10 protein-coding genes and 1 pseudogene are annotated in these 9,768 nt (G+C 66.8%); 7 read left to right on the plus strand and 4 right to left on the minus strand.

Translation table 11 applies throughout. The features are described from left to right. Together Q1V87_RS05875 and Q1V87_RS05880 are read left to right on the plus strand one after the other, a co-directional pair. A pseudogene (locus Q1V87_RS05875) lies at positions 1-724 on the plus strand (hypothetical protein); the annotation flags it as partial. Positions 725-759: 35 nt separating this feature from the next. Further along, positions 760-2,238 (plus strand): sensor histidine kinase, encoded by a 1,479-nt coding sequence (locus Q1V87_RS05880; protein ID WP_300591248.1) that lies wholly within the window; start codon positions 760-762, stop codon positions 2,236-2,238. Positions 2,239-2,269: 31 nt separating this feature from the next. On the opposite strand, the gene Q1V87_RS05885 is transcribed toward Q1V87_RS05880, so the two are convergent. Further along, positions 2,270-2,518: a WhiB family transcriptional regulator gene (locus Q1V87_RS05885; protein WP_019182239.1), complete on the minus strand. Its 249-nt coding sequence runs from the start codon at positions 2,516-2,518 to the stop codon at positions 2,270-2,272. Between the two features lie 155 nt (positions 2,519-2,673). On the opposite strand from Q1V87_RS05885, the gene Q1V87_RS05890 reads away from it, so the two are divergent. Further along, positions 2,674-3,120 carry a histidine kinase gene (locus Q1V87_RS05890; protein ID WP_300591249.1) on the plus strand — a complete coding sequence of 149 codons (447 nt, stop codon included), beginning with the start codon at positions 2,674-2,676 and terminating at the stop codon, positions 3,118-3,120. Here the strand turns inward: Q1V87_RS05890 and bcp are convergent. From bcp to aroA, 3 genes are read right to left on the minus strand one after another with little or no spacing between them, the layout of a single operon-like run. Further along, a complete protein-coding gene (gene bcp, locus Q1V87_RS05895) occupies positions 3,117-3,584 on the minus strand; it encodes a thioredoxin-dependent thiol peroxidase (protein WP_300591250.1) in 468 nt (155 codons plus the stop codon). The genes Q1V87_RS05890 and bcp overlap by 4 nt on opposite strands. Positions 3,585-3,642: 58 nt before the next feature. Continuing rightward, positions 3,643-4,689, minus strand: coding sequence for a ribosome small subunit-dependent GTPase A (rsgA, locus tag Q1V87_RS05900; protein ID WP_300591251.1), 1,047 nt, complete (start codon positions 4,687-4,689; stop codon positions 3,643-3,645). Further along, positions 4,686-6,050, minus strand: coding sequence for a 3-phosphoshikimate 1-carboxyvinyltransferase (gene aroA, locus Q1V87_RS05905; RefSeq protein WP_300591252.1), 1,365 nt, complete (start codon positions 6,048-6,050; stop codon positions 4,686-4,688). Before aroA ends, rsgA begins: the two co-directional genes overlap by 4 nt. 74 nt (positions 6,051-6,124) lie before the next feature. Here aroA and Q1V87_RS05910 point away from each other — a divergent pair, with 74 nt between their 5' ends. The 4 genes from Q1V87_RS05910 to Q1V87_RS05925 all read left to right on the plus strand — a co-directional run. Further along, positions 6,125-6,724: a sigma-70 family RNA polymerase sigma factor gene (locus Q1V87_RS05910; RefSeq protein WP_300591253.1), complete on the plus strand. Its 600-nt coding sequence runs from the start codon at positions 6,125-6,127 to the stop codon at positions 6,722-6,724. Next, positions 6,721-6,966, plus strand: a complete 246-nt coding sequence (locus tag Q1V87_RS05915) for a zf-HC2 domain-containing protein (RefSeq protein ID WP_300591254.1) — start codon at positions 6,721-6,723, stop codon at positions 6,964-6,966. The genes Q1V87_RS05910 and Q1V87_RS05915 overlap by 4 nt, the downstream gene beginning before the upstream one ends. 77 nt (positions 6,967-7,043) lie before the next feature. Further along, positions 7,044-9,542, plus strand: a complete 2,499-nt coding sequence (locus Q1V87_RS05920; protein WP_300591255.1) for a phosphatidylglycerol lysyltransferase domain-containing protein — start codon at positions 7,044-7,046, stop codon at positions 9,540-9,542. After that, positions 9,539-9,768, plus strand: a 230-nt coding sequence (locus Q1V87_RS05925; RefSeq protein ID WP_300591256.1) for a hypothetical protein, incomplete at its 3' end; no start/stop codon positions are given. The genes Q1V87_RS05920 and Q1V87_RS05925, both read left to right, overlap by 4 nt.

A 9,768-nucleotide genomic window follows, 5' to 3' on the forward strand; every position in this document is an offset into this window, starting at 1 on the left:
CGACCGCGACGTCGCCTTGATCGACGCCGACTCCCACGCGCCGTCGATAGCGTTGGCGCTGGGGCTCCCCGATGAAGGCCCGGGGTTCGCCGCCGCCTGCCGACAAGTGAGTCGTGGTGCTCTGGATGTCGCTGAACTCGATCGCATCGCGCTGCGGCTCGGGCGCGGGCCGCAGATTCTGACCGGCATCAATCGTCCATCACGCTGGCCGGAGCTGCGTGAAGATCGGGTACGCGCCGCCCTCGCGGTGTGCCGCGAATGGGCTGATGACACTGTTGTCGATGTCGCAGCGCCGCTGGACCGCGACGAGGAGATCGTGAGTGATCTCGCGGGGGACAGGCGCAACGCCGCAACGATCGCCGCCCTCCAGGAGGCTGATCTCATCGTCGCCGTGGCCGCTGCGGATCCGGTCGGCATCAGCCGTTTCGTTCGCGGCTACGCGCAGCTGCGCGAGACGGTGGGAGCGACACCGATCGCGGTGGTCGCCAACCGGCTGCGCCCAGGCTCCCTGGGCATCGACGCCCGCGGTCAGGTACGCCGAAGTCTCGACCGGTTCGCCGGCATCCGTGATGTGTGGTTCGTGCCGCAAGATCCGCGCTCGGCTGACGGTGCGCTCCTGGCCGCCCGCCCGATCGCAGACGTTGCCCGGCGATCCCCGATCGTGTCCAGCGTGCGACGGTTTGTGGCTGAGGCGCTCGCCGTCGATACTCGCAAAGCTGCGTAGTTCGAGCATCCATGCCGGGGCTCTAGGCTGAAACGATGTCGACCCTCAGCGATCTTGTCTATGCCCAGGGGCGTTCCACCGGTGCGGATGTCGAATGGCTCCACCGCCTGGCCGGGGACGGTCAGCTGTTGGCCGATCTCGCGTTCGCCGACATCGTCATCTGGGTTCCGACGACGGATGACTCGTTCGTTGCTGTCGGCCATGCCCGCCCCAGCGGCGCTGCGACCCTGTTCTACCGTGACATCGTCGGCGACCCGGTTCGCCCCCAGTGGCGGACCCAGATCCGCGAGGCGTTCTTCTCGGGAATGATCGTCGACTCGGCATCCCCGGACTGGTTCGAAGAGACCCCGACCCGGGTGCGTGCGGTACCGATCGTGCGAGGGGCCGGCTCCGGTCGCACCACGGTCGGAGTCCTGACCCGTCACACCAATCTCGGCGAGACGCGTACTCCTTCGCGTCAGCAGATCACCTTCAACGAGTGTGCCGACGACCTGTTCGGGATGGTCGCCTCGGGTGACTTCCCCGATCTGAGCGCGCCGACCGCTCCGCGGCGGGGTGCTCCGCGAGCTTCGGATGGTCTCGTGCGCCTCGACGTCGATGGGACCGTGACGTTCGCGAGCCCCAACGCACTCTCGGCATTCAACCGTATGGGATTCGAGGACGAGCTCGAGGGAGAGTCGCTCGTTGAGGTGACGACGGAGATCCTTCCCGAGAAGCGCCAGTTCGACGAATCGCTTCCGTTGGTGGTGACGGGTCGGGCGCCCTGGCGCGCCGACATCGAGGCGCGGGGGGTGACGGTGAGTCTGCGGACCATCCCGCTGCGTGATCACGGGACGCGCATCGGTGCGATCGTGCTGTGCCGAGATGTCACGGAGCTGCGCCACCAGGAGCAGGAGCTCATCACGAAGGATGCGACGATTCGCGAGATCCACCACCGGGTCAAGAACAATCTGCAGACCGTCGCATCGTTGCTTCGTATCCAGGCCCGCCGATCCCACACGGAGGAGGCTCGCGAGGCGCTGACCCAGGCGATGCGTCGCGTTTCTGCAATCGCCGTCGTGCACGACACCCTGTCAGAAGGACTCACGCAACGCGTCGATTTCGACGATGTCTTCGATCGTGTTCTCAAACTCGTCGCCGAAGTGGCAGCCGCGCCGACCACGCGCGCGCGGACCCGTTCCGTGGGGCGCTTCGGCACGCTCCCGAGCGAGTACGCGACGCCGCTGGCACTGGCACTCACGGAGCTGGTGACGAACGCCGTCGAGCACGGCCTCGCAGGCAAAGAGGGCGACGTCGAGATCGAGGCCGAGCGGGACCCCGAACGACTCCTGGTGCGTGTGCGCGACAACGGCGTGGGGTTGCCGGAAGGCCAAGTCGGCCGAGGCTTGGGCACCCAGATCGTGCGCACCCTCATTCAGGGAGAGCTCGGGGGCACGATCGATTGGCACACGCTCGTCGGAAGCGGCACGGAAGTCACAATCGACATCCCGCTGCGCTACATCGCGCTCGATTGACGACGGCCTGACGCCGCCGCATTCGAGGCTGTCAGCTGGCGCGGCGCGCGCGGGCAGCGCGGCGCTTGAGGGCGCGGCGCTCGTCTTCGGAGAGCCCGCCCCACACACCCGAGTCCTGACCGGATTCCAGAGCGTACTGCAGGCAGATTTCGGTGACGGTGCACCGGGCGCACACGGATTTTGCCTTCTCGATCTGGTCGACCGCTGGACCCGTGTTTCCTACCGGGAAGAACAGCTCGGGGTCGACAGTCAAGCAGGCGGCCTTGTCGCGCCAATCCATAGGGGGTGCTCCTTGATGGGGAATGAGCATCGGGCCACGGGGGCGGTCGGATACTCTATGAGGTGTACGAGAAGATGTCTCGTCCCACGACCTTGTGGGAGCACACGGCTTTACCCATCGTCCCACAGCCGTTCACCCGAATCAAGGGTTCATTCGTGAGGACGGTGCAAGAACGCTATGCGCGGGCCGAGAGTGATCGGGAGGTCAATGCAGTGACACGCTCGATGATTGCCGCTCGAGCGGCGGGCGTGATCGTGCTGCTGGAAGCAGCGGGGCTCGGGGCGCTCGCAGCTTGGGAGGCCGTTGCGGTCATCGCCGGCGATACCGCAGCGCTCGACAGTGCGATTGCCCTGATCGTGTTGACGCTGGCCGGAGCTGCGATCGTCGCGGTGTTCGGCATCACGACGTGGCGAGGGTTGTCCTGGGGGCGCTCGGGAGCGATCGTGACGCAGTTGTTGATCCTTGCCGTCGCCCTCGGAGCTGCAACGGGCCAGTACGCGCACCCGGTCACGGGCGTCGTGATCGCCATCCCGGCAGGCGTCGCCCTCGTGCTCCTGGTGATAGCGGTTCGCGGCGCGGCCCCGTCAGCGCGGGAAGACTAGAGACCGAGCAGGCCGCGGATACGGGCAACGTGACCCGTCGCCTTGACGTTGTAGAGGGCGTGCGTGATGACGCCCTTCTCGTCGAGGACGAAGGTCGAGCGCAGCACCCCCTCTGTCGTCTTGCCGTACATCGTCTTCTCGCCCCACGCTCCGTAGGCCTCGTGGACGGCACGGTCGGGGTCGCTCAACAGGTCGTACGGAAGCGCGTCGCGTTCGCGGAACGCCCGCAGCTTGGCGGGAGCGTCGCGCGAGATGCCGAGCACCACGTACCCGGAGCTGCGAAGCGGCTCGACACTGTCGCGGAAGTCACAGGCCTCCGTCGTGCACCCCGGAGTCATCGCCTGCGGGTAGAAGAAGAGGATGACGCCCGTGCCCCGAAGATCGTGAAGCGAGACATCCGTCTCGTCCTGGTTCACGAGGGTGAAGTCGGGCGCAGCTGTGCCGGGTTCTAGACGCACTGTCATACTTCCACCCTAGAGCCGCGCGTTCCCCGCCGTGCCCTCGATAGCGCCGCGCCGGCGCTCAGGGGCGATCTGCGAACGTCGTGAGCAGACGCTGCAGCGAATCCAGCCGCGCTGCCGCCTCGGGCCCCAGACGTCCCGCTGCCACCGCCTCCGCGATGGCGCAATCGGGCGCATCCGGCAGGTGGGTGCATCCACGCGGACACTCCCGCGCAACCTCGGCAAGGTCGGTGAACGCCCGCAGAATGTTGTCAGGATCGACGTGACCGAGCCCGAAGGAGCGTACGCCGGGGGTGTCGACGACCCATCCCGTGCCCGAGGGAGCCTCGTAGCGCAAGGACACCGTCGAACTCGATGTGTGTCGTCCCCGACCGGTGACCTCGTTGACATGTCCCGTCGCCCGATCCGCGCTGGGAACCAGAGCGTTGACAAGGGTGGACTTGCCCACCCCTGAGTGTCCGACGAAGACGGTGCTGTGACCGACCAGCGCGGCACCGATCCGCTCGAGCGGCATGTCAGAGCGTGCGCTGGTGAAGACTTCGAGGTCGAGTCCCGCAAAGTGCGCCAGGAACTCCGCCGGGTCGGACAGGTCGGTCTTCGTGATAACCATCAGGGGGCGGATGCCGGCATCCAGCGCGGCGACAAGGTAGCGGTCGACCAGGCGTGGGCGCGGCTCCGGGTCGGCGGCGGCGATCACGATGAGCATCTGATCGGCGTTGGCGACGATGACACGCTCCACCTGATCGGTGTCGTCGGCGCTTCGCCGCAGGAGGGACGTGCGGGGCTCGATTCCGACGATCCTGCCGAGGGTTCCCTCGTCTCCAGAGATATCTCCCACAACCCGCACGCGGTCACCGGTGACGATCGCGGTGCGGTGCAGCTCGCGTGCCCGGGCGGCTGTCACCTGGCGTTCGGCATCCGTGTCTTCGCCGACGAGCACCGTGTAACGGCCGCGGTCTACCCCCAGGACTCGTGCGATCTCGGCATCCGCGTGGCTAGGGCGGCGCTTCGTGCGCGGCCGGTTGGCTTTGGGGTTCGGCCTGACGCGAATATCGCTCTCGTCCATGCCGAGCTCATCGTCATCGTCGACGTCCCCGAGCCAGCTCACTCCGCGTCGTTCCCTTCGAGCATCGAGGCCCACAGCTGCGGGAACTGCGGCATTGTCTTCGCGGTCGTTCCGATGTCGTCGACCACGACGTCATCGACGGCGAGGCCGATCAGGGCGCCGGTGGTCGCAATGCGGTGATCATGGAACGCTTGCCACACCCCGCCGTGGAGCGGCTGGGGAACAACGCGCAGACCGTCCTCGAGCTCGTCGGCGGCGCCGCCGAGCGCGCGCAGGTTTCCAACGAGCGCTGCGATGCGGTCGGTCTCGTGGCCGCGGATGTGACCCACGCCGGTGATCGTCGTCGGCTCCGCGGCAAAGGCGGCGAGCCCGACGATCGTGGGTGTCAGCTCACTCGCCGTTGACAGGTCGATGTCGATGCCACGGATGCCGCGTCCCGCAGCGACGGTGAGGGCTCCACCACGACGCGTGACGCGGGCACCCATGTCGTGCAGGATGGTCCCGAGCATCGCCCCTGGCTGGGTGGAGTGCGCGGGCCAGCCTGTGATCGTGACGCTGCCGCCGGTGACCATGGCAGCTGCCAGGAACGGGGCGGCGTTGGACAAATCGGGCTCGATGGCGACGGTCTTGCCGCGGGGCGGCTGCGGAGGCACGATCCATTCCCGCGGGGAGGGTCTCTCGACGTGCACACCGCGATGCGCGAGGCATTCGATGGTCATGTCGATATGGGGCATGCTCGGCAGCCGCGACCCGGAATGGATGAGGTGGAGACCGGTGTCGAAACGGGGCGCCGCGAGCAGCATCCCGGACACGAACTGGCTCGAGGCGCTCGCGTCGATCACGACTTCACCGCCGCGGATGTGACCGTGTCCGCGCACGCGGAAGGGGAGTGCCCAGCGACCCTCGTCGTCGACATCGACGCCCAGGTCGCGAAGCGCCCTGATCATCGCTCCCATCGGTCGGTGCAGCGCGCTCTCGTGCGCGGTCAGCATCACATCGCCCTCGGCCAGCCCAGCAATGCCCGCGATGAACCTCATGACAGTGCCCGCTTGACCGCAGTCGACTGTCGCGCCGCGAAGCCCGGAAGAGGTCGCGCCGACCGATCCGGATGCGCTGGGAGGGGTGACGACCAGGTCAGGCCCGAAGGGGCTGTCGCCCTCGACGGCGTCTATCTGGACGCCGAGCGCCTCGAGGGCGGCCACCATGCGCACGGAGTCGTCGGAGTGCAGCGGAGCGTGGAGGGTGCTCGGAGCATCGGCAATCGCCGAGAGGATCAGTTCGCGATTGGTCAGCGACTTGGATCCGGGGACCGCCAGACGGGCGGCGACCGCTTCCACGGCGCGCGGAGCTGACCAGCCGGATTCTCCGGAACCGGTCGGGGTGGAATATCTCTCGCCGCTCATCGGTTCCTAGCCTAATGAGGGACGGAAGGAGCCCGATGACGATCGCTATAGCGCCGGACGTAGACTGGCGCGTGATGACTGATCAGGCCGAGGCGCCGGCCGACCCGCGCACGCAGTTCGAAGAGCAGGCCCTGCCGTTCATGGACCAGCTCTATGCGGCTGCGATGCGAATGACACGCAACCCCGCGGATGCCGCAGACCTCGTGCAGGAGACCTTCGTCAAGGCGTACGCCTCATGGTCGAGCTTCACACAGGGAACGAACCTGAAAGCATGGCTTTACCGCATCCTGACGAACGCGTACATCAACACGTACCGCAAGAAGCAGCGGGAACCCTACCAGAGCGCTATCGAGGATCTCGAAGACTGGCAGCTCGGCGGGGCAGAGTCCACGACCTCAACGCGTACGCGGTCGGCGGAAGCCGAAGCGATCGACCACATGCCGGCATCCATCGTTAAGGACGCACTGCAGTCGATTCCCGAAGACTTCCGCCTCGCGGTCTACCTTGCCGATGTCGAAGGCTTCGCGTATCAGGAGATCGCCGACATCATGAAAACCCCCATCGGCACCGTGATGAGCCGTCTGCATCGTGGCAGACGGATGCTGCGGGAGCTGCTGGCCGAATATGCGACCGAGCGGGGCATCTCGGTCGCCGCCTCGAGGAGCGAGACATGACTGACTGCGGCTGCGCTAAGGCCACGCGGGACTTGGAGGAGTACCTGCGAAACGAGGTGTGCAAGACCGAGCACGCCGACATTCGAGAGCACCTTGAGCAGTGCCCGGCCTGCCGTGAGGAGGCGCTCGTAGCGACCACTCTGACCGAGGCTGTCGCACGAGCGTGCAAGGAGACAGCCCCCGAGGAGCTGCGCGACCAGGTGATCTCGACGCTGCGTGCCGCACAGGCGGCTCATCACTGATCCACAGGATCACCCTCCCCACGTCGAGCGCCTCGCTGTAGTGTTTCGGCGCGACAGTGTGAACGGGAGGTGCGCCGGTGGCGGCTGTCGAGCCTGCACGGCCCGATCTCGCTGCGCTCAGAAGCCTGAGCGTCGTCAGACGGTACATCACGGAACACCCCGTCGCGCTGTCCGCAGCGGGCATTGTCCTTGCGTGCGCAGCTCTCACCGGAACGTTGTGGGGCGACGACGGATCGCTCTGGGGGGTGGGTCCGGTCGCGGTTTTCTCCCAGGGGCGCTGGTGGACGCCGCTGACGGCGATCTTCGTTCCAGATTCCGCTATTGACGCGATCCTCACGGTCCTGCTCGCGCTGACGGGCTTCGCGTACGCCGAAAGGGTGCTGGGCCGCCTCCGGCTGCTCTGGGTGACCCTTGCTGTTGCCCTCGCCGGCAACCTCGTCGCCACAGCCTTCCATGCCCTCCTATGGACCGTGTCAGATCTGCGTCCCGTCGAAGCAGCAGAAACGCCGGTGCTCGACCCGGCAACGGCGATGGTTGGTGCGCTCATGGCTGCCTCGGCGCTGGCATCCGCCCTCTGGCGTCGCCGCATCCGGGTCGTCGGTTTCGCCGTGTTGGCCATGTTCGCCCTGTATGCCGGCGACACCGACGCCTGGTATCGCCTCATGGCCGCCCTGCTCGGGCTCCTGCTGGGGCTGTGGCTCGTTCGCGGAACCCCGCGACGTTCCTGGCACCGATCATCCACCCGCGAGACGCGCTCCGTAACGGCACTGGTCGTCGCGGTGACGGGCCTCGGTCCGCTCGCGGCGGTGCTGGCCGGCGGCGGACGTGGGCCGTTGTCGTTTGCCGTTTCGTTCTTCACCCAGTACGACGAGAACCTCGTCGATCTGTGCGCGACTCGGTACAGCCCGCTCTGTGACCATCAGCTGGCTGTCGTGGTGACGCGCGGTGTCGGTCCGGGTCTGATGGCGCTCGTGCCGGTTGCCCTGCTGCTGGTCGCCGCCCTGGGTCTACGCCGTGGTCGGCGCTCTGCGCTCGTCCTGGCGGTTGTGGTCGAGGCGCTGATCGGTGTCCTGGCGATCTGGTCCGTCATCGCGGGAACCGTCTCGGTCGGCCCCTGGGGCGATCCGACCTGGCTGGAGTACGGGCTGTGGGTTGTCGCGGCAATCGGGGTGTCACTGGCCATGGCCTGTGCGCTGGTCGTGCTGCGGCGATTCTTTCCCGTCCGGGCAGATCGTCGCGCTGTGCTGTGGTTCACCGGAACGGTCAGTGCCACTCTTGCTGCCTGCGCTGCAACCCACCTCGTCGCCGAGTCGATCTTCCGGCAGACCTACGTTCAGCGCGTCAGTGTCACCGACCTTCTGGTCGAGACGCTGCGCCGGTTCGTCCCGCCATCGTTCCTGCGCAACCTCGGGCAGCCGCCATACCCTACTCACGGTGCCGCGCTGCTGATCTACCAGTGGGTGGGTGTCCTGTTCTGGGCGGTCTTCATCGTCGCGATGCTGCGGATGTACCGATTCCCGCAGCACGCTGTCGTCGCCGACGACGAGCGCTATCGCCGGTTGCTTCGCCGCGGCGGCGGAACCCTCGGGTTCATGGGAACCTGGCGCGGAAACGACCACTGGTACACCGCCGACGGCACAGGAGCCGTGGCGTTTCGGCGGGTGGGTGATGTTGCCCTCGCTATCGCGGACCCGCTGTGTGTGCCCGGTCAGCGCGATCAGACGGTGCGGGCGTTTGTTGATCATTGCGCAGATCAGGGATGGTCGCCGGCCTTTTACAGCATCCATGACGAGTTCCTACCGATCTTTCGGGAGATGGGCTGGGCCTACACATCGGTCGGTGAGGAGACAGTGATGGTACTCGCCGAGCTCACACTGACGGGGAAGGCCTGGCAGAAGGTGCGCCAGCCGATGACGCGGGCTGAGAGAGACGGGTTTGTTGCACTGTGGACGCGATGGGATGACCTCACTGCTGACCAGATCGCCCAGATCAGAGAGATCGACGAGCAATGGGTCGCCGACAAGGCCCTCCCCGAGCTCGGCTTCACGCTCGGGTCGATCGAGGAGGCGAAGGACCCGGATGTGGCGCTGGTACTCGCGGTCGACCCCGAAGAGCGTATCCAGGTCGTGACGAGCTGGATGCCGTCGTGGCGATCGGGTCGACGCGTGGGGTGGACCCTCGACTATATGCGCCGCCGCGTCGACGGTCCCAACGGTCTCATGGAGTTTGTCATCGTCAAGACCGCGCTTCGAGCCAAGGATGACGGGCTGGAGGTAGTGAGCCTGTCTGGTGCTCCGCTGGCGAGTAAGCCGGGCGGCGCCGCTGAAAGCGACCGCACGCTGCTCGCATCGCTTCTCGAACAGGTGGCTGCCGCACTCGAACCGGCGTACGGCTTCGCGTCTCTCTTCCGCTTCAAGAGCAAGTTCCGGCCGGAATATCGCACGCTGTACCTCGCGTACAGCGACCCCGTGGAACTTCCGGGCATCGGTATCGCAGTGTTGCGTGCTTACCTGTCGGAGCCGTCGGCTCGCGAGCTCGTCGCAGTGGCCCGGGCCGGATACGGCGGTGCTCGATGAGACAGTGGTTCCTGACGCTCGAGCTGATCGATAGCCCGATCCTCGGTGTCCTGTGCGCGATCGTCGTCGCGTTGGCCGTTGTGATCGCGTGGCCCGCCCCGAGACATCCGTGGCGCTGGCTGATCGCCCTGGTCGCTGGCTGTGTCGGCGGCTTTCTCCTCGCCGTGGTCGCCGAGGCTCTCGGCGCCTTCGACGGACCGTTACCCGATCACGCGGCGCTGTGGAT

Origin of the sequence: Microbacterium sp., assembly GCF_030149085.1 — a bacterium.
GTDB lineage: Bacteria > Actinomycetota > Actinomycetes > Actinomycetales > Microbacteriaceae > Microbacterium.

Coding starts and splice junctions, on each gene's coding strand:
- Q1V87_RS05880 (WP_300591248.1), top strand. CDS start 760: ATGTCGACCCTCAGCGATCTTGTCTATGCCCAGGGGCGTTCCACCGGT.
- Q1V87_RS05885 (WP_019182239.1), bottom strand. CDS start 2,518: ATGGATTGGCGCGACAAGGCCGCCTGCTTGACTGTCGACCCCGAGCTG.
- bcp (WP_300591250.1), bottom strand. CDS start 3,584: ATGACAGTGCGTCTAGAACCCGGCACAGCTGCGCCCGACTTCACCCTC.
- aroA (WP_300591252.1), bottom strand. CDS start 6,050: ATGAGCGGCGAGAGATATTCCACCCCGACCGGTTCCGGAGAATCCGGC.
- Q1V87_RS05910 (WP_300591253.1), top strand. CDS start 6,125: ATGACTGATCAGGCCGAGGCGCCGGCCGACCCGCGCACGCAGTTCGAA.
- Q1V87_RS05915 (WP_300591254.1), top strand. CDS start 6,721: ATGACTGACTGCGGCTGCGCTAAGGCCACGCGGGACTTGGAGGAGTAC.